This is a genomic window from Mitsuokella sp. UBA4253 (genome assembly GCF_002395285.1).
In the GTDB taxonomy this organism is placed as follows: Bacteria; Bacillota; Negativicutes; order Selenomonadales; family Selenomonadaceae; genus Mitsuokella; species Mitsuokella jalaludinii.
The window spans coordinates 1-19272 of the sequence record NZ_DGWR01000003.1; the positions used below are offsets into that span (position 1 = coordinate 1).

Annotated in this window: 16 protein-coding genes and 2 rRNA genes; all 18 read right to left on the reverse strand. The window is 58.9% G+C overall.

Going from position 1 to position 19272, the window contains the following annotated elements; genetic code table 11:
* Nucleotides 1-144: 144 nt before the first annotated feature.
* Nucleotides 145-1428 (reverse strand): APC family permease, encoded by a 1284-nt coding sequence (locus B2X55_RS01570; RefSeq protein WP_286820616.1) that lies wholly within the window; start codon nt 1426-1428, stop codon nt 145-147.
* Nucleotides 1429-1469: 41 nt separating this feature from the next.
* On the reverse strand, nt 1470-2225 hold the full coding sequence (locus B2X55_RS01575; RefSeq protein WP_286820618.1) for a gamma-glutamyl-gamma-aminobutyrate hydrolase family protein: 756 nt from the start codon (nt 2223-2225) through the stop codon (nt 1470-1472).
* 165 nt (nt 2226-2390) lie between these two features.
* The gene (locus tag B2X55_RS01580) at nt 2391-3110 is read right to left on the reverse strand and encodes a DUF554 domain-containing protein (protein WP_036378963.1); all 720 of its coding nucleotides are present in this window, start codon (nt 3108-3110) and stop codon (nt 2391-2393) included.
* Between the two features lie 26 nt (nt 3111-3136).
* Nucleotides 3137-7816, reverse strand: a complete 4680-nt coding sequence (locus B2X55_RS01585) for an EAL domain-containing protein (protein ID WP_286820620.1) — start codon at nt 7814-7816, stop codon at nt 3137-3139.
* A 64-nt stretch (nt 7817-7880) separates the two neighbouring features.
* Nucleotides 7881-8132: a DUF1653 domain-containing protein gene (locus B2X55_RS01590; RefSeq protein WP_286820621.1), complete on the reverse strand. Its 252-nt coding sequence runs from the start codon at nt 8130-8132 to the stop codon at nt 7881-7883.
* A 256-nt stretch (nt 8133-8388) separates the two neighbouring features.
* Nucleotides 8389-8988 carry a histidine phosphatase family protein gene (locus tag B2X55_RS01595; RefSeq protein ID WP_286820622.1) on the reverse strand — a complete coding sequence of 200 codons (600 nt, stop codon included), beginning with the start codon at nt 8986-8988 and terminating at the stop codon, nt 8389-8391.
* 12 nt (nt 8989-9000) lie between these two features.
* Nucleotides 9001-9594: a nitroreductase gene (locus B2X55_RS01600; RefSeq protein ID WP_255241054.1), complete on the reverse strand. Its 594-nt coding sequence runs from the start codon at nt 9592-9594 to the stop codon at nt 9001-9003.
* A 191-nt stretch (nt 9595-9785) separates the two neighbouring features.
* Nucleotides 9786-10463, reverse strand: coding sequence for a phosphate signaling complex protein PhoU (gene phoU, locus B2X55_RS01605; protein WP_286820623.1), 678 nt, complete (start codon nt 10461-10463; stop codon nt 9786-9788).
* Between the two features lies 1 nt (nt 10464).
* Nucleotides 10465-11214 (reverse strand): phosphate ABC transporter ATP-binding protein PstB, encoded by a 750-nt coding sequence (pstB, locus tag B2X55_RS01610; protein WP_040635433.1) that lies wholly within the window; start codon nt 11212-11214, stop codon nt 10465-10467.
* Nucleotides 11215-11340: 126 nt separating this feature from the next.
* The gene (locus B2X55_RS01615; RefSeq protein ID WP_036378696.1) at nt 11341-12531 is read right to left on the reverse strand and encodes an ATP-grasp domain-containing protein; all 1191 of its coding nucleotides are present in this window, start codon (nt 12529-12531) and stop codon (nt 11341-11343) included.
* Nucleotides 12532-12592: 61 nt separating this feature from the next.
* Entirely contained in the window at nt 12593-13342 is a 750-nt protein-coding gene (locus B2X55_RS01620; RefSeq protein WP_036378698.1) for an esterase family protein, read from the reverse strand.
* Nucleotides 13343-13496: 154 nt separating this feature from the next.
* Nucleotides 13497-14771, reverse strand: a complete 1275-nt coding sequence (locus tag B2X55_RS01625) for a M18 family aminopeptidase (protein WP_414683473.1) — start codon at nt 14769-14771, stop codon at nt 13497-13499.
* A gap of 149 nt (nt 14772-14920) precedes the next feature.
* Nucleotides 14921-15532 (reverse strand): L(+)-tartrate dehydratase subunit beta, encoded by a 612-nt coding sequence (gene ttdB, locus B2X55_RS01630; protein WP_226868626.1) that lies wholly within the window; start codon nt 15530-15532, stop codon nt 14921-14923.
* The gene (ttdA, locus tag B2X55_RS01635) at nt 15532-16431 is read right to left on the reverse strand and encodes a L(+)-tartrate dehydratase subunit alpha (RefSeq protein ID WP_286820628.1); all 900 of its coding nucleotides are present in this window, start codon (nt 16429-16431) and stop codon (nt 15532-15534) included. The genes ttdB and ttdA overlap by 1 nt, the downstream gene beginning before the upstream one ends.
* Before the next feature lie 216 nt (nt 16432-16647).
* Nucleotides 16648-17007, reverse strand: a complete 360-nt coding sequence (locus B2X55_RS01640) for a hypothetical protein (RefSeq protein WP_286820629.1) — start codon at nt 17005-17007, stop codon at nt 16648-16650.
* Between the two features lie 149 nt (nt 17008-17156).
* Nucleotides 17157-18698: a hypothetical protein gene (locus B2X55_RS01645; protein ID WP_036378701.1), complete on the reverse strand. Its 1542-nt coding sequence runs from the start codon at nt 18696-18698 to the stop codon at nt 17157-17159.
* A gap of 109 nt (nt 18699-18807) precedes the next feature.
* Nucleotides 18808-18924: ribosomal RNA gene (gene rrf / locus B2X55_RS01650) — 5S ribosomal RNA — on the reverse strand.
* 67 nt (nt 18925-18991) lie between these two features.
* Nucleotides 18992-19272, reverse strand: a 23S ribosomal RNA gene (locus B2X55_RS01655); the annotation flags it as partial.

Below are 19272 nucleotides of genomic sequence, written 5' to 3' on the forward strand. Positions count from 1 at the left end.
TTGCTTAAAGTTGTAAACTACTGTATCTTTATTAAGTAGATTCGACGGGATTGGCAAAACTCCTGCCTGCCATCCCCGTCAATCTCCTGCAACAAAAATCCGCCTGACGGTCATCATCGAAAATGACGGTCAGGCGGATTTTTCTCAGCGCTGCAGGTACTGCTTGCGCATGAGGAAGTAGAACGGCACGGCGATCAGGAGGCCACCGAGGCCGAAGAGGATCTTGTGGAGGTCGGCCTGGACGAGGAGCCAGAGGCTGACGAGGACGGCGATGACGGGGATGACGGGACCAAATGGCACGGGCAGGGTGCTCGGGTGCTCCGGGTCGCGCCTGCGCAGGACGAGGATGGCCAGGCAGGTCGGCACGTACTGGGCGAAGCGCGAGACGACGCTGATGGCGGCCAAGGTCGTGAAGCTTCCCGACAGGGCGATGAGGATGCCGACGATGGTCGCGAAGAGGATGGCCACGTACGGCGTGTGGAAGCGGTTGTAACGCGAGAAGATTGGCGGCAGCATGTGGTCGTCGGCGATAGCGACGATGACGCGCGGCGTCAGGAAGGACGAGGCCAGGTTGATGCCGCCGATGGAGACGAGCGTACCGGCAGTGACGAGCAGGCCGCCGCCCGTGCCGAGGAAGACGGCGGCTGCCGTCGCGATCGGCGTCTTCGTCTCCGCGAGGTCCGGGCCGAGGACGCCGATGGACACGGTCATGATGAGGAAGTAGAAGGCGGAGACGAGCAGCATGACGACGACGATGGCGCGCGGGATGTTGCGCTTCGGGTCGTCCATATCCTCCGCTGCCTCGGCGATGGCCTCGAAGCCCGTGAAGGCGTAAAAGATCAGGAGCGCGGCCGCGCCGAACGAGAATTCGGCGGCCGTCTCTCCGCTCGGCAGCAGCGGCGTGAAGTTCGCGCCGTTCATGTAGAAGATGCCGATGGCGATGAAGAGCACGAGCGGCAGCAGTTTGCCGACCGTCACGATGTTGTTGATGACCTTCGAGAGCTGGACGCCCAGGATGTTGATGAGCCCGAGCGAGCCCATCAGGGCGATGATGACGAGGTCCTTGTAGAACGGATCTTTCATGGCTGGCACGACAGCTGTCAGCGCCGTCGCAAAGCCATTGGCCATGGCCGCCCAGGCGATGATGCTGATGGCGGCCTTCATGAAGCCGACCTCGAAGCCGACGAAGTTGCCGAAGGCGGCACGCGCGTAGATGTACGGGCCGCCGTTGCGCTGGAAGCGGCCGCTGGCCTCGGCGAAGCAGAGCGCCAGCGACATCGCCAGCAACGCGTCGAAGAGGATGACGACCAGCGAGAACGAGCCCGCGAGTGCGTACGCCTTGTTCGGCAGCAGGAAGATGCCTGAGCCGATGATGGCATTGATGCCGAGCAGCACAATGCTCCAAAAACCAAATGTATTCTTCTGCATGAGTTCTCTCTTTCCGGATAGGTCTTATCCACGTACTGATTTCAAGCGGTATGGGGCGCGAGCAGCCAGGCGAACAGGCGCTTCATGTCGCTGCGCTCGCGGTGCATCATCTCGGGATGCCACTGCACGGCAAGGATCGGCTCAGAGATGCCCTCCAGTCCCTCGACCGTCCCGTCGGCCGCTCGGGCCGTCACGCGCAGCCCCGGTGCAATGCGGCGGGCCGCCATGTGATGGAAGGAATTGACCGTCAGCGACGGGCCGAGCAGGCGGTGAAGCGTGGAGCCCGGCTCCACCGTCACCGTGTGCGTGGCCTGTGCCGGATGGCCGCCCTGGAAGTGGCGGACGAAGCTGCCCTCCGCCTCGCTCATGTCCTGGTACAGGGTGCCGCCCAGGACGACGTTGAGGCTCTGGAGCCCGCGGCAGATCCCGAGGATGGGCAGGCCGCGCCGCCTGGCCGCTGCGATGAGCAGCCGGTCAAATGTGTCGCGCACGGGCAGCGTGCTGCCGAGCTTCTCGTGCGGTTCCTCACCCCAGAGCAGCGGGTTGACATCCCAGCCACCTGAGATGACCAGGCCGTCAATGGCCTCGATCTGCGCCTCGACGATATCTTCCTCATCCGTCACAGGCAGGATCATCGGCACGCCGCCCGCCGAGGCGACAGCCTGCACATAGTCGTCGTTGACGTATGACTTCCCGTATCCCGGGAATATCCCGCCCTCCATGAACATCAGGTTGCCCCCGATGCCGATCCGTTTCTTGCGATGACTCGCTCTCGTATCTTTGCACTCCGTACGCATAACGCCCCTCTTCCTCCCCATCACGCAACATGCATTGTTTACATATTTATATAATAGGTATTGTCATTCATGATTGACAGTGTAACAACTTTACATCGTTCTGTCAAGAAAGAATTTGATGAACGCAAAGAGCCGCCCCAAAAGGGCGGCTCATACAGGAAGCCATCATCCGGCAAGCACCCAGATGACGGCGATGACGAGTGCGGGAAGGAAGTTGGCGACGCGCACGTGCGGCAGGCCGAAGAGGTTCGTGCCGACGCAGAAGATCAGGATGTCGCCGACGGCACTGAGGCTCTTGAGGGCGGCGGGCGTCATGATGGGCTCGAGGAAGCCTGCGGCCAGGAAGATGGCACCCTGAAAGATGCCGACGGACAGGGCCGAGAAGATACAGCCCTTGCCGAGCGTCGCCGTCATGATCATGACGATGACGGCGTCGAGGACCGTCTTGGCAAAGAGCACGGACGGATCGCCGAGCAGGCGGTCGTTGATGGAGCCGATGACGGCCATCGCGCCGATGCAGACGGTCAATGAGGCGGTGACGAAGCCGTCGACAAAGCGCGTGTCGCCGCTGCTGCCCGTCTTCCGGCGCAGCCAGATGCCGAACTTCTCCATGCGGTCCTCGATGTTGATGGCTTCGCCGATGAGGGCGCCGCCGATGAGGCTTGCGAGCATGCAGTTCGTGCCGACGAGCGCAAGGCCGCCGCCATCAAGCGCGAGCATCTCCTTGACTGCGCCCGTCAGGCCGAGGAAGATGACGGCGACGGCGCAGGCCATCATGAGCGTCTTCTGGAAGCGCTCAGAGATCAAGCGCCCGCAGCCGAGTCCCAGCATCCCTCCTGCGACAATGCCCGCGACATTTGCTAAAATACCGATTCCTGGAAACAAAACATCACACCTTTCTCAATGACCACTCATCGCTTCTGCCGCCCCTTGTCCTTGTACATCTCCCGGTCGACCTTGGTGATGATGGCATCGATATCCGAGATGGGCGTCATGCACGTGAGGTGGCCGAGCGCGACGCTGACGTTGTTCGCGCGAAACGCATCGCGCAGCGACTGGATGATGGCAGCCGTTTTTTGCCCGTCGGCATGCTCGACGATCATGAGGAATTCGTCGCCGCCCATGCGAAAGACATGGCCCTCACCTGCGCCCTCCTGTGCCCTCTGCATGATGCGGGCCACGGTCTTGATGAGCACATCGCCCGCCTCGTGGCCATGCACATCGTTCATGCGCTTGAGGCCGTTGACATCGCCGAAGACGAAGGCGCACGAGATGCCCTTGGGCAGATTGTTGAAGTAATTGCTGAGGCCGCGGCGGTTCAGGAGCCCCGTCATCTGGTCGTAGAGGCTCATGCGCTCGAGCTCGCGCGCGGCATCGCGGTTGCGGATCATGATGGCGATAAAGCGGCTCAGCGTCATCATGAGGTAACCCGATGCCTGGAAGAGATTCTCCTTCGGGTTGACGATCTGGATGTGGCCGATAATCTTGTCGGAGATCTTGAGCGGTGCGGCGATGAAGCGCCGGATATCTGGCAGATAATGCTCGAATGCCGGATGTTCGCTCTGGAATTTCTCGTAATCGGCAATCTTCACGACGTGCTGCGCACGGAACATCTCGTAGATATAGCACGGCATGAGCAGCACATGCTGCATCTTCTCCTTCATCGGCTCGACGCCGTTGCGGCACCACTCGTACGTGTTGCTGACGAAGCGCCCGCCCGCATCGCTCTCGAAGATCGAGATGCGGTCGGCATCGAGCTCCGAGCCGATCTTCCAGAGCATCTTCTGGATGCCCTGTGACGAGTCCTCCTCGCGCATGGCGATGCTCAGCGCATCGTTGATGGATGCCTCGCGGTAGAGCAGCTCATTGCCCTTGATGTCGCGGTTCACGTACTCGTTGAGGTTGATGGACATCGAGAAGCGGTAGTTCTTGCCGCGCCAGGGCACGAGCGTATCGCGCAGCAGGTAGTCAAAGCCCGAGACGGCATTGTGATACGTCCATGTGTAGAAGCTGTCGCGGCGCAGCAGATGATTCGTGCAGAACTCGCACGGCTCCTTGCCGCCGACGATGACCTCATAGCACTTCTTACCTGCGCATGAGAAGTCGTTCGGCAGATGGAAGTCGCGGTAGATGGCCTGGTTGATGTAGATGAGGTCGTACGTCTCGGGATCGCACATGTAGATGCGCTCGTTCATGTGGTCGAATTTCTCGCGGTCAAAGGCAATGCGGTCCCCGATGTAGATGGACTCGCCGAGCTTGTCCTTGCGCGCGTCGTCCGCGCGCTCCACGAGCAGGCGCAGCAGCCCCTCGATGTTCTTCGTCTCCGAGCCGTAGCCGATGGCGTACTGCATGTAGAGCGTACAGGGGCAGCCGCCGATATCGCGGATGCCGTGAACGGCATTACTGAACCGCAGCAGGCGATCGCGCAGGTTCCGCTCGTGGATGAGCTTGTGGAAGCAGACGAAGCGGCCGGAGCCGATGTGCGCGATGACGCTGCCCGGCACGACGGCCTGGCGCAGCTCTTCGGCGAGGCGGTGCAGGAGCGCCTGACGGAACGTCTCGCCGTATGCGCGCACGGCCGCCTCGATGGCGGGCACGCAGAGATAGACGGCGGTGAAATCCTCGCCGTGCTGCAGGTAATTGTCCATGAACTCGATGCCGACCATCAACATCCCGCGGTAATTGGTGAAGCCCGTCTCCTTGTCCATGACGACATCGCGGTATTCGTCGAGCTCGTGCCCGAGCTCCCGAAAGCGGCCGATGAGCCCGACGAGCTTGCCCTCGCGGTAGATCGGATAGCGGTCGGAGTAGATGGCGTGCGAGCTGCCGCGCGCGATGCACTCGCCGAACTGATGGTACTGCGGCTGCCCGTCGCGGAGCAATTTCTCTCCGGCCAGGCGGACAGCAGGGTCAACGATGTGCAGACCCAGTTCATGGTCTGTCCTGCCGACAATCTCCGCCTCGCCGTGGAAGCCGAAAAAGTCGAGGAACGCTTCATTGGCCCCGAGGAAACGCTGCTCACGGTCCTTCCAGAAAAGGCCCGCCCTGTCGTACGCGGCGAAGCTGCGCCAGAGGACGGCGTCGCACCTCGTCTTATTGGAGAGCTCCGGCGACTCCACCAGGCCATACGCATCGGCAATCGCCTTGAGGCAGTCTCTCGCCCCCGGCCTCGTCTCGATGACGAGCGGCTGGACACAGAGCAGCATACTGCTGTGATGGTCGAGATGGATCTCTACGGCATCGAAGCGCATCCAGGCATAGCTGCCATCCGCCTGGCGGATGCGGAAGCAGTCCGCATGCATCATCTTATCCTGATCCAGCATGCTCTTCATGCGTCGTCTGACATCGGCAAAAGCCAGGAAGCGGGTCCTGTCCGATGGATAGACTTTCTCGCGGGCATAGCGGCTGAAAAAGGCGTCAAGGCCCGCATGATGCGCCTCGCCGAGCGGGAACCACTCCTGCATGCCGACGAGCACGTCGCAGATATCTTCCTGCACGTCGAGGAAAAAGACATTCTGATACATCCGGCAGAGGTTGCGCATGATGTCATCCGTCTGCCGCACCTTGTCGTCGTACTGGAGCTCCTCCGTGATATCCTCAAATTTTGCCTGATAGATGTGCAGTGCCTGGGCCGAGGCAATCCGCTTCATCGTGACGCGATAGCTGCGGCCGTACGCGGCGAAGGTCATCATCTGCGCCGTCTGCGAAGCGTCGACTTTCCGGATCTGGCGCAGGATGTGCCCGCGCAGCGGATGATTTTTCATATGCAGGCAGCGCTCAGCCTGCTTCTGGTCGCGTATGCCAAAGGCCGGTGACTCCGACCAGAAGACGTCATTGCCGGAGAGGAACGTCACTTCCTTCCCATCGAAGAGGAAGAAGGCAATCGCTTCATCGGCCGAGATATCGGCCTGTCCGACCTGGCAGTAGAGGTGCGACTCCACACGCGATTCGACAGAATACGTCCCTTTATCACAAGCGGCATAGAGCGCCTCTGGCGTCATCGGCTTGCTGTAATAGTAGCCCTGGATCTGCTCGCAGCCGCTCGAGCGCAGGAAGCGCAGCTGCTCTTCCGTCTCCACGCCCTCTGCGAGCGTGTGGATGCCGAGCTTCTTGGCCATGTGCACGACAGAGAGGATGATGTCCCTCGAGCGCTGATTGAAGTTCTTCAGGAACGCCATGTCGAGCTTCAGCAGGTCGAACGGATAGTCCTTGAGCACGTTGAGCGACGAGTAACCGCTGCCGAAGTCATCGAGCCAGACATGGTACCCTGCGCGATGGAATTTCTGGAGCGCCTGCCGAAGCGTCCCCTTATCGCGCACGACAGCCGTCTCCGTCAGCTCAAAGCGCAGGTACTCATGGGAGCCCCCATACCGCTCCATCATCTCCTCCGCGACGGCGAAAGGATCCATCTCAAAGAAATCCAGCGACGACAGATTGACCGATACGGGGACGATTGGCAGGCCGTTCTCTTTCTGATAGTGGAGCAGCTTCACGACGCTCCGGATCATGAAGGCATCGAGCTCATGGATGAGTCCGGACTCCTCCAGCACGGGGATGATGGCGGCTGGCGAGATCAGGCCATGCTGCGGGTCATCCCAGCGCATCAGTGCCTCGACATGGCTGAGCTTTCCCGTCAGGACGCGCATGCAGGGCTGCAGGTAAACCTTGATCTGCCCCTTCTGCAGCGCCTCTGTGAAATGCGTGAGGATGTACGTGTGCAGGATGACCTTGTCGCTCATCGATTTTTGATAGATGGCCCAGCTGCGCTTCACCATTTTCTTCGCCGCATCACAGGCCATCTTCGCCTCGTCGAAGGACGAGGTGACCGACGAACCATCCCCGGCCTCGAAGAAGCGCAGTCCCGCCTTGACCTCGACGCCGGGCATCGCGATGAAGTGGTTGATCCGGCGGCAGATCTGCTCAACGCGCGCCGTGAGGCGTTTTGCCGGTGCCAGTGCCAAAAAAGAATCGGCCGCCAGATGCGTGAGAATGGCACCCGGCAGCATTTCCTTCAGCACGGCAGCGGTATGGCTGAGCACGCGGTCGCCAGCCGCATACCCGCAGCTGGCATTGTAGAGCTTAAAATTCGTGATGTTGAAGTAAACGGGGCAATGGCTGCCGAAGACATGCATATCGCGGTCTTTCATGGCCTGGCGCAGGGCCTCCTGATAAAAGGTCCCGCGCGGCAGCAGTCCGTCCATGGCACCGGGGACATGCATCAGCGTGCGCATATTGGCATCCATGAGGCAGATGGACCAGAACGCTTCACCGTCCTGCTCGATGCGGCGCAGGTACATGTCGACGCGCCGGACGTGAGCAGCCGATGTGCATAGTTCAAAGTCCAGATAATGTGCATCGGCGCTTTTTTCCCTCTGCCAGACACCGAGCTGTGCCGAGATCTGCCGATAATCCTCGGCGATCACCATGCCGCGCAGGCAGCCGCCCGTCAATTCCAGGAAGGCTTTTTCGGTGCTGCACTGAAACAGAGAGAGCATCATCTCGTTACATCGCACAATGCGCTCGGAGCCGTCCGCCCGCATCAGGCAAAACGCGCCGGGCATATTTTCATAGCAGGAATGCTCTCTCATCATATATACTCCCCCATCAACCGTCTCGTTCTCCCGCGATCGCGTTCTTCTGCAAGCGATGCGCTTATCAGCAGTCATCCGCCGGGACAGCCCTCTCGAAGCGATACGTCTGCGCTGCATCAGGGTACTTCTCGCGATCGACCTCACTCATGAACATCAGGAGCGGCCGCACATAGACCATGTAATCGCCGTAGAGCGCGCGGTAACAGACCATACGCTCATTCGTCTCGGTGTGGATGACCGGGCACTCGATGATCTCATAGAGACGGTTCTTGAAGTGCAGCCAGATCTCTCCGTGTTTCGGAAGTTCTCTTGTCATGATATCCCCTCACAATCAAAACAGTCTTCTTCCCAGCGTCATGACAGCAAGAAAGCCGAGCCCTAAGGCCCGGCTTTCTTGCTTCCATCATCTTGCATGGCTTGCAAAGCAGGAATCTACTGCCTCTTATATTTTCTTCATTATATATAATAGTATTATAGCGAAGGAGGAAACATTTTGCAATGGAAATCCGCTCCATCTTCATCCATTTCCTCCCGCATGAGGCGGTGGTTCCCCCTCCCGTTCTTTCTGTCGATCACTCGTGCTGCGGCAGGAGCAGATAGACGAGGCCCGTGTTCTCGAGTTCGGGCAGTCTGCGGAAGATGGCCATGCGCTCGTCATCCGTGGCATAGGGATGACGCGCGATATCCAAGAGACAGCTGATGAACTGGCCGTGCGAAAAGAGCATGATCCGCTCTTCCGGCCGCTCCTCGACGCGCTGCAGGACAAGCGTTGCGCGCGCGACGAGATCGTGGAAGGTCTCCGCCCCTGCGCCGTCGCAGTAACGCGGGTCCTGTTCCTGCCAATACGCCTTGACCCAGGGCAGCCGCTCCGTGCGCCGCGTGCCCCGGCAGCGCGCCGGTGAGAGGTAGGTGAACTCCGCCGTATCCGGCCATATTTCGACAGGCACATCCGGGAATTTCTCGCGCAGCGGCTCGGCTGTCTGCTGAGCCCGGCGGAACGAGGACACGACGATGAGGTCAGGGCGCACATCGATGCGCGCGCTGAGCTTCTTCGCCTGCTCCTCCCCGAGCGCCGTCAACGGGATGCTCGCATGATCATGCGTCGGCTGATCGACATTGCCTGTGCTCTGCCCGTGGCGCACGAGCATCAGGATCTTGAACTTCGTATGCATGATAAGCCTCGCTCAATCGATGTAGACGACGGGATTGCCCGTGACCGGCATGACGCGGCGGCCGGGAAGACCGTCCGGCGTATCGGGATAGCCGATGCTCAGCGAAGCGCAGACTTCCTCGTCTTCTGCCATGCCGAGTTTCTGCAGGTACGCCCGGAGGACGGGATTGTCCTGCAACCAGCGCAGCTGGTTGATCCAGCACGAGCCGAGGTCCAGCGCATTGGCCGCGAGCATCATGTTCTGCATGGCACACGAGACATCGGCATATTTATTGCCGTAATCCCTCTTGTTGGCTACGACGATGAGGACGGGAGCGTTGTACATGAACACATAGCCGCCCTTCTTCGCTGCGCGGATGGCCCCGCCGAAGTTGTCATCGTTTTCCGGCGTGACCTCCATCTTCGCGAACTCCTGCTGCACGAGCGCGATGAGCTCCTGCAGGACTTCCTTCTTGCGGATCACGATAAAGCGGCTCTGATTCTTGTGCTTACCGCTCGGTGCCTGGCGGCCCGCCTCGATGACCTTGTCGAGTACCTCCTGCGGCACAGGTTCCTCTTTGAATTTGCGCGTGCTGTGGCGCGTGGCAATGCAGGAAAAGACATCCATGGTTCAGCACTCCTTTTCTATCGATGAATATCAAGTCACTGGCTTATATCATGATTCATTTTCGACAACAGATGCGCAAATCCCTGCCCATCGCCCGCACAAAAAGACGCCCGATCACCAGCCAGCGCAGGGCGCGGAGGCGATCAGACGGTCTTTTCTCATGAGGATGTATGTATAGGTGTATGAACGGCTCAGATCAGGCGGTTCTTCTTCTGGTGGATGCGCTCGGCCGTCTCGAGGTAGATGACCCACTCTGCGATGTTGACGGCGTGGTCGCCGATGCGCTCGAGGAAGCGCGCAATGAAGAGCAGCTGCGTCGCGCCCTTCTGGCGCGCTCCTTCCTTCGTGACGAAGTCCGACAGCGCGTAGAACGTGTGCTCAAAGATCTCATCCATCTGCTTGTCCATCTTGCGGACCTCATCAGCCTCCTGCACGCTCTTGTCGCGGTAAGCCTTGACTGCGCGGCGCACCATGGAGGCTGCGCAGGTGCCGAGATCCTCGATCCAGCGCTTGCAGTCGGGATTCAGCGGCTCCTTGACAGAGGCAACCGTCTTCGCGATGTCGAAGGCGTGATCGCCGATGCGCTCGATGTCCGTCGAGATCTTGAAGCCCGTCGCGATGACGCGCAGGTCATGTGCAATCGGCTGCTGTTTGGCAATCAAGAGGATGCACTTGTCCTCGACGTCGATGATCAAGTCGTCGATGGCATCGTCAGCCTTCATGACCTTCTGCGCGAGGACTGTATCATTCTCCAAGAGAGCCTTCATCGACTGCTCGACATTGGCGAGCGCCTTGTCGCCCATCGTGGCGACGAGATTCTGTACGACCTCGAGGTCGTGGATGTATTCCTGTCTTGTCTGGCGTTCCATATCAGCCGAACCTCCCTGTGATGTAGTCTTCCGTCTTCTTGTCGTGCGGCTTCGTGAAGATGACGTCCGTCGTGTCGTGCTCGATGAGCTTGCCGTTGAGGAAGAACGCCGTGTAGTCGGAAACGCGCGCCGCCTGCTGCATGTTGTGGGTAACCATGACGATCGTGTACTCCTTCTTGATCTCCTGCACGAGTTCCTCGATCTTCATCGTCGAGATCGGGTCGAGGGCCGAGCACGGCTCATCCATCAGGACGACTTCCGGCTCGACGGCCATGACGCGGGCGATGCAGAGACGCTGCTGCTGGCCGCCCGACATGCCCATGGCCGAGGCATCGAGCCGGTCCTTGACCTCATCCCAGAGTGCCGCACCGCGCAGGCTCTTCTCAACGATCTCGTCCAGGCGCTTCTTGTCCGTCAGGCCGTGCACGCGGCAGCCGTAGGCGACGTTGTCGTAGATGGACATCGGGAACGGGTTCGGGCGTTGGAAGACCATGCCCACGCGCTTGCGCAGGTTAACGAGGTCGACGTCCTTGTCGTAGATATCCCGATCGTCAAGCGTGATCTTGCCGTCAATCTGCACGCCGTCGATGAGGTCATTCATGCGGTTGAGCGTGCGCAAGAACGTCGACTTGCCGCAACCCGACGGCCCGATGAGTGCGACAACCTTGTTTTCCGGCACCTCGAGCGAGACATCAAACAGGGCTTGATGCGTCCCGTAGTAGAGATTGAGGTGCTGTGCCTGCATTTTCATATGCGAGTCCTCCCAAACAAAAGCATCCCTGCGGGGTGCCTGATATTTCATTTCTGAACAATATCATTGTAACCGTTTGGCAGGGATGCTTTGTTGTGGCTATGTTAATTTTGGGTAAATATGCGCTCAGCGCTCCTGGACGAAGTGGATGAACTCCTCCGTCGCCTGCTGGTCCGGCAGCTTGACCGTGTACATCTGGTTGCCCATCTGCGGGACCATCATCTCCGGCATGCGCTCACACATGACCATGTTCTTGCCGTAGCGCTGCATGACTTCCTCGTGGCTGTGCACATAGTGGTAGCAGTCGCGGCGGCCTGCGTAGACACAGTAGCAGTGCTGGCCGGAATCCGGCAGGATGCGGCGGTCCGTCGTGACCATGTCGGCCCAGATCTGGTAGACATCCGTCGAGTGCGCGTAGTTCATCATGTCCGGCGTGTAGCCGCCTGCAGGGCGCATGTTGACCTCGAGGCCGACGAAGTCCCCCTTCTTGCCGAGGCCTTCCTTGTCCTCGGCGAGGCAGAAGAATTCGAGGTGGACGAAGCGGCTGCGCACGCCAAATGCCTTGACCGTCGCGCGGCCCGCGCGGCGCAGTGCCTCAGGCACCGTGGCTGCCGTGTAGTACGCGAGGTCGAGCTGCTTGAGGACGATGTCCATGATGGACGGCGGCCAAGCCGTCGTCGACTCGAAGAGCGGCTCCGAGTGTGAGTCGAGGATTGCATCGTAGGAGAAGATCTGTCCATTGATGAACTCCTCCATGACATAGGGCACATCTTGCGGCTTCGTCGCGTAGAAGTACGCGAGCTCATCATCGCTGCGGAGCTTGTAGGTATCGCAGGCGCCGACGCCATTGTCCGGCTTGACGATGACCGGGTAGCCGACCATGTGCGCAAAATCGCGCCCTGCTTCAAACGAAGTGACCTTGTGCAGGCGCGCTGTCGGCACGCCCGCCTTGGCATAGTACGCCTTCATGGCCGACTTGTTCTTGATGCGGTCGATATGGTCGTACTGCTCGCCCGTCGTCACATGGAAGTCCGTGCGCAGGCGCGCATCCTGCTCGAGCCAGAATTCATTGTTCGATTCGATCCAGTCGATCTTGCCGTACTTGAAGGTGAAGAAGCCGACAGCCTTGACCATCTCGCCGTAGTCATCGAGATGCGGCAGGTAGTAGTACTCCGTCAGGGCATTCTTGAGCTCATCGGAGAGCGCATCATACGGACTGTCGCCGATGCCGAGCACATTGACGCCGTTCTTCTTGAGGCGGTCGCAGAAATTCCAGTAGTGTTTCGGGAACTGCGGGGAGATAAAGATGAAATTCATTCGTACAAGATTCCTTTCTCAATTCACATTCCATTCAATCGCGCCATCAGGGAGCGCATCTTCAGCCCTGCTCGCCGAGAACGTACGGCAGGAAGTAGCGCAGCTGTTTCTTCCACCAGCACCAGTCGTGATCGACATCATAGCCCCAGAAGTCCACCCAGGCGTGGATGCCCTTGGCGGCAAAGATGTCGCGCATGATGGCCGTCGTGCGCCGCCCTTCGTCTTCCCAACGGCCCTGCCCGACGCAAAAGACGATCCGGCGCTGATTGTAGAGGGAGATGTACGGGTGATCTGCGGGCATGTTCGCGAGGAAGTCAACCGGCGAATTCTGGTAGAGCGTCCCGTCTTCCCAGCCATCGAAGAAGAACTTTGCGTCGTAGACGCCCGAAAGCGCCATCATGCCGCCGAAGAGATCCGGACGGCGCAGGAAAACGATGGCCGCATGCAGCCCGCCGAGGCTGCAGCCGACGGCAATCGGCAGGCGGCCTGTGCCGTTCTCCGTGCGGATGAACGGCAGGACTTCCTCGATGAGGTAGTTGTAGTAATCCTCCTGACGCGCAGCGCGCCAGCCCTTATCGCCCCAGACATTCGACCACGTCTCGCGGTCCACCGTATCGACGGCAAAGAGCTGGATCTTGCCCGCTTCGATCTCCGGTGCAACCGTATCGATCATGCCGAAGTTCTCAAAGTTATCGCACATCGAATCCTGCGTCGGCAGGATGAGCAGCGGCGTGCCCGTATGGCCGTAGACGCGGATGTTCATCTCGCGCTGCAGGCGGTCACTGTACCAGGATCTGTATTCTCGCTTCATAACTATCACGTCCTATTTGCATTCACGATTGGATTACAATCGGTTTATAGTTTCTTAGTCTAACAACATTACAGGTAAAAGTCAACTGCCAGGAAAAGACGTCCGCAGTGGGCGGCCTTCCTTCTCAATTGCACGAATGCACAGATGTGCGGAATCAACGGCTAAAGAAGACGGTGACGAGACGCTCAAGCGCCCCCTGGTCCGCACGGGCCATCGTCTCGCGGGCCGAATGCATCGCGAGGATGGCTGCACCGACATCCATCGCGCGCATCGGCATGTTGGCCGAGAGCATCGAGCCGAGCGTCGAGCCGCCGCGCATGTCCGAGCGGTTGAGGAACATCTGATACGGGATGGCGTGGGCCTGGCAGAGCGCCTTCGTCACCGCAATGGCCTCTGCATCGCCCGCATATGCCTGGCTGCAGGCCGCCTTGATCGTCACGCCGCCGCCAAGGCGCGGTATATTCGTCAAATCGGCTTTCTCGGGTGCATTGGGGTGCAGCGCATGGGCGACGTCGAGCGAGAGCAGGAACCCGCGCGCGAGGTCGGCAAAATAGGCATCCTGTCCGTAGCCGAGTGAGCTGTAGAGCCGCATGAGGATGTTCGGCAGCGCCATGGAGTCCGCGCCCTGCTTCGTGCAGCTGCCGACTTCTTCATTGTCAAAGAGCGCGATGCACTGGATGCCGTCCGCGCTCTTGCCGTGCAGGATTCCTTCCAGGCAGGCATAGGCGGATGTCATGTTGTCGAGGCGCGAAGCCGATAAGAACTCCTGTTTCGCGCCGAGCAGGCACGGTGCATCGGTCGGATAGACCGTGAGCTCATACGAGAGGATGCGCTCGCGGTCAATCTGGCATTCCTTTGCCAGGAAGTCGAGGAAGGCATCGCCCGCATCCTTGCGCGCGCCGTCGCCGAGCATCGCAAAGAGCGGCAGCAGGTCCTTCTGCGGATTGAGCGTCTCGCCCTCGTTGACCTTGCGGTTCATGTGGATGGCGAGATGCGGGATCGTCAGTAGCGGCCTGCCGATGTCGATGAGGCGTACCTCCGGCTCGTACGGATCCTCGCCCGCGAGCACGACCTTGCCCGCGAGCGACAGCGGCCGGTCGAGCCAGGAACTCCGTATCATGCCGCCGTAGACCTCGACATTGAGCGTGCCGTATCCCTTCGTGGCGACGAGCGCCGACGGCTTGACGCGCAGGCAGGGAAAATCCGTGTGCGCCGTCGCGACGTGCAGGTGTGCGCGCGGCTCTTCCCCAATCCGAAACGCCACGAGTGTCGAATCAAAGACACGCGTCATGTACGACCGGCCCGGCTGCAGGCGCCAGGGAGCTCGCAGGTCAAGTTCTGTAAAGCCCGCCTCATGTAGCATCTCTTCTCCGGCCTGCACCGCGTGGAACGGCGTGACGGCCCGCTGTAAAAACGAAAGAAAACCCAAGATGATCACTCCTTCTCATTTGCTTCTGCTCCTCTCATTATAGCACAATCGCACACCTGTACCATGCAGCCAGCCGCACGCCGGACAAAGACAAAAGACGAGCATCCGCCCGCAGGGCAATGCTCGTCTGATATATGCAAAGATAACACTCACTTGATGAAGCCAACCTGGCTGGCGATCTCCTGGAAGACTTTTTCCTTGCGCTCGTTGAAGATGACCTTATTCTCTTCAAAGAGGTTGCGCCCGTGCGTGTCGATGGAGACAATGAGCGGGCCGAATTCTTTGACCTGGCAGGTCCAGAGCGTCTCCGGCATGCCGAGATCTTTCCAGTTGGCCGAGAGGATCTTCTCGACACAGGTCGCCGCGACGACGGCACAGCCCGCAGGAAAGACGCAGTGCAGGGCCTTGTTGTCGCGGCAGCCGCGCATCGTCCCCTCACCCATGCCGCCCTTGCCGATGATCAGGCGGACACCGGTCTCCTTGATGAATGCCTCCTCGAATTTCTCCATGCGCATCGAGGTCGTCGGTCCGACGGTGACCATCTCATAGTCGTCCTCGCCGCGTTGACGGATGATTGGGCCTGCGTGCAGGATGGCGCCGTCGCGGATATCGACCGGCAGCTTGCGCCCCTCTTCGATGACACGGCGATGCGCGACATCGCGGCACGTCGTGAGCTTGCCCGTTAGGTAAATGACATCGCCAACATGGATGTCCTCGAGATCTTCTGCGCTGATTGGCGTCGTGAGTACTTTCTTAGCCATCAGAAATCCACCTCCGAATGCGAATCGATCGTGTAGTTGAGTTCTTTGTCAAAGACGATGTGGCCGCGGCGGTGTGACCAGCAGCCGACATTGACGGCCACGCCGATGACAGACGGATGGCGCGCGCTGTTCTCGATGTTGACCCCGAGGACCGAGTTCTTGCCGCGCAGTCCCTGCGGGCCGAGGCCGATGGTGTTGATGCCGTCTTCTAAGAGCCGCTCCATCTTCGCCGCTTTCGGATTGGGATTGTGCGAGCCGATGCGGCGCATCAGGGCCTTCTTCGACTGCAGTGCTGCGACCTCGACCGAAGTGCCGATGCCGACACCGACGAGCAATGGCGGGCAGGCATTGAGACCGTAGCTCGTCATGACATCGAGCACGAACTTCGTCACGCCTTCATAGCCCTCGCCCGGCATCAGGACCTTGGCGTGGCCCGGCAGTGAACAGCCGCCGCCCGCCATGTAGGTGTAGATCTCACAATCATCGCGGCCCGGCGCAATGTCCCAGAAAAGAGACGGGATATTCTTGGCCACGTTCTTGCCCGTATTGTACTCATCAAAGGTCTCGACAGCATTGTGGCGCAGCGGTGCATCCTTCGTCGCCTGCACGACGGCCTGGCGCAGGAGCTCCGGCAGCTCTGCCATATACGGGAATTCCGTACCGCACTTGATGAAGAACTGCAATGCGCCCGTATCCTGGCAGCTCGGGCGATTGAGTTTCACTGCGAGCTCCTGGTTGCGCTCCATTGTCTTGTAGATGGCCTTGGCCAGCGGCTCCTCCTCCTGCTGAGCCAGTTCCTCGATCTTTGCGCGCACATCATCCGGCAGGCGCTTTCCTGTGAAGGCTACAAATTTTGCCATGACATCCGTCATGTGCTTGACGGCTTCTTCTCTCTCCATCGTCATCGCTCCTATCTTTCCAGTATGCTCTCGTGTTTGATTACCGCTTCACCTCAGTGGAGCTTGTCTTTGTCTTTCTTGATTCTTATTATAGCCATCCCTATATCATAAGTCTAATACCATTATGTCTATAAACTACATAGATATTTTATTATATACGGTACAAAAAAAGACCCCATCCCATCTGCTGGATGAGGTCTTCTGAAGAGCGAACGGTCAGCCCCTGAAGAAGCGCAGCAAAAGCCAGGCTGCCACGCCGATGCCTGCGGCTGCGAGAAGTACCGGCAGGGCCACGAAGACGAGGAAGGCGACGACAGCCGCCCCGCCGACGACGAGTGCCGCCTTTGTCAGCCAATTCATCGAGCTCGCCGTGCCGAACGTGTGGATGCGGATGCCGCTGCCATGCAGACCATCGGCGCTCCCATAGCGGTCCTGTGCGTCTTCGACGCGCTGCCCGCTGCCATCCTTGTGTTCTTCGATCGTCACACCCTGATAATCCCGCGCTTCGTCCTCCGACATCACTCGTACGCGCGGTTCCTCCGCCGAGCTTCCCGTCTGATTCTCACGCTCCTGCATGATACACCTCTTTCTTTACTACTGAATCTATTATCTTACTGAAATCGCAACCGTTGTCAGCTTGAGTTCGCCCTGCACCGCATCGAGCAACGCCCCCTGATGGATACTGCACCATCTTCGAGTCGAGCACCTTGCGCTTGCCATTCTCCTCAGCTCAGGTACAGCGATGAGACGGTGCCCTCCTCGGTGAGGTAGCGCGGATCGAAGCGGGTGCACCCGAGGCGCTGGCGCAGTGTCTCGATGTGGTGCTGGATGGCATCGTGGTCGGCACCGAAGAGATCGTACAGTTCAGGGATATCCTCGAAATCGAGGCCGTTGATCGTGCCGTAGCAGAGCAGGCAAGCCGTGATGATGGCAGGCATCTCTTCCGGGTAAGGAGCGGGGTCTGCTACGGACATGTAATCCTCAAAGAGCTTGCAGATCAACTGTACCGAGAAGGCACTGAACCCAATCCTGAGCGAGACTTCGCGCAGGACGCGCTCTTCATCCTGGAAGCTCCGGCGGATATCGAGATTGACTGGCAGGGGCTTCGGTGCCTTGCGCAGCGGCACGACATTGAGCTGCGCGAAGTTCGCCATGATGTTGAGCGTATGGCGGACGGCCACGGCATCGCGCTGGAAGAAGTCGTCGAGTGTCGCGCCGGGCTTCTGGCAGCGGAAGAACTCAAGCTGGCGCAGGATGATATCCTTCATGCGGCGGCGCAGCTTGTCGCTCGCGGGCAGCGAAGTCACGTAGTTGAGCATCATGACCCCGCGCGCATGCAAATGGCCGAAGAAGATCATGTGCTCGGCATCGGGATAAATCCAGTCGGGATCTGGCAGATCGATGCACTCATCCGTGAAGAGATTGCGGCAGGTCACGAAGTCTTCGCGGATGCTCTCGACATAAAAGACCGTGAACTTCGCGCCCAAGAGATCGCGGATGATATCCTGCTCTGAGATAGTCAATCTCGCCTTCTCATGCTGGAAATAGTAGCGCAGCGGCACTTCATCTGATTCAATCATGTGGTAGTCGAACAGGAAGTAATCCCAGAAGCTCAGCCAGTACATCTCCTGTTCAGGCGTCAGATTATCCTCGGCGGGAATGGACGCATAGTCGGGTCCAGAATAGAGCAGCAGGGCGCGGTTCATATCGCGCAGGAACTGCTTCCCATGGAAATACACGCCGACGCGGTGCAGCAGATCGTCGAGCAACGCATTGAGCTTATCGACATCTTCCTCTGTGACGTTCTCCTGATGGTTGAGCGAGCTGTAGAACTCATCCTGCGAGCGGCGCGGCGGCATGAGGAACTTCCCATCTTCGTAGACAGACGCGCGTGCATCCTGCAGGTAGACGAGTTCATCTCCATCTTCATATTCCTTGTGATAGCAGGCATAGAAATCTTCCATGATGTCAAAGCACTCCTTGACATCTGCCTCCGTCAGGTCAAAATTGGTCTCAGACTGTGCCAGTCGATAGAGAATCTCCTGATAATCGTAGACTGTCAGCGATGCGAAGGAATAGAGATGCATCTGCTCGATATAGGTGATGAGCATACGGACAACGGCCCAGATTCTCTGGAGAGCCCGATCGTCTGCACCATGCCAAGCGTGCTTGCGCAGATACTTCTCTAGGAAGTCCTGTGCGAGTATCGGTTCCGCATCGATGTTGTTTTCATAAAAGTGCTCTACGAGTGCATAGACATTGTTCATGCTGTCGTCCCTCAATCTTCCAATCAGCTTTCAATATAATAACGCATTCATTATACCACATTCATTTTCAGAGCACAAAAAAAGCTCCGCCTCAGCGGAGCCCTTGCTTAACCGGCAACTTCCTATCCTCCCAGTCCGTCTCCAGACAAGTACTTTCGGCCTCTGAATGCTTAACTACTGTGTTCGGTATGGGAACAGGTGGAACCATTCAGGCATCATCACCGGATATTCTATTGAATGCTTGCACATTCAAAACTATACAGAAGAAATTACTCTGCGAACATTTCAGTTCTCTAGTTAAGCCCTCGACATATTAGTAGTAGTCAGCTTCATGCCTTGCGGCACTTCCACATCTACCCTATCAACCTTGTCTTCTTCAAGGTGTCTTACTAGCTTGTGCTATGAGATACTTCATCTCGGGACGGGCTTCACGCTTAGATGCTTTCAGCGTTTATCCCTTCCGGACGCAGCTACCCAGCTGTGCTTCTGGCGAAACAACTGGTACACCGGCGGTCCGTCCACTCCGGTCCTCTCGTACTAGGAGCAGTCTCCCTCATGTATCTTACGCCCGCGA

Coding starts and splice junctions, on each gene's coding strand:
- B2X55_RS01595 (WP_286820622.1), bottom strand. CDS start 8,988: ATGCATACGAAGTTCAAGATCCTGATGCTCGTGCGCCACGGGCAGAGC.
- B2X55_RS01615 (WP_036378696.1), bottom strand. CDS start 12,531: ATGAATTTCATCTTTATCTCCCCGCAGTTCCCGAAACACTACTGGAAT.
- ttdB (WP_226868626.1), bottom strand. CDS start 15,532: ATGGCTAAGAAAGTACTCACGACGCCAATCAGCGCAGAAGATCTCGAG.
- B2X55_RS01640 (WP_286820629.1), bottom strand. CDS start 17,007: ATGCAGGAGCGTGAGAATCAGACGGGAAGCTCGGCGGAGGAACCGCGC.
- B2X55_RS01645 (WP_036378701.1), bottom strand. CDS start 18,698: ATGAACAATGTCTATGCACTCGTAGAGCACTTTTATGAAAACAACATC.
- phoU (WP_286820623.1), bottom strand. CDS start 10,463: ATGGAACGCCAGACAAGACAGGAATACATCCACGACCTCGAGGTCGTA.
- B2X55_RS01620 (WP_036378698.1), bottom strand. CDS start 13,342: ATGAAGCGAGAATACAGATCCTGGTACAGTGACCGCCTGCAGCGCGAG.
- B2X55_RS01590 (WP_286820621.1), bottom strand. CDS start 8,132: ATGACAAGAGAACTTCCGAAACACGGAGAGATCTGGCTGCACTTCAAG.
- ttdA (WP_286820628.1), bottom strand. CDS start 16,431: ATGGAGAGAGAAGAAGCCGTCAAGCACATGACGGATGTCATGGCAAAA.
- B2X55_RS01585 (WP_286820620.1), bottom strand. CDS start 7,816: ATGATGAGAGAGCATTCCTGCTATGAAAATATGCCCGGCGCGTTTTGC.
- B2X55_RS01570 (WP_286820616.1), bottom strand. CDS start 1,428: ATGCAGAAGAATACATTTGGTTTTTGGAGCATTGTGCTGCTCGGCATC.
- pstB (WP_040635433.1), bottom strand. CDS start 11,214: ATGAAAATGCAGGCACAGCACCTCAATCTCTACTACGGGACGCATCAA.
- B2X55_RS01600 (WP_255241054.1), bottom strand. CDS start 9,594: ATGGATGTCTTTTCCTGCATTGCCACGCGCCACAGCACGCGCAAATTC.
- B2X55_RS01575 (WP_286820618.1), bottom strand. CDS start 2,225: ATGCGTACGGAGTGCAAAGATACGAGAGCGAGTCATCGCAAGAAACGG.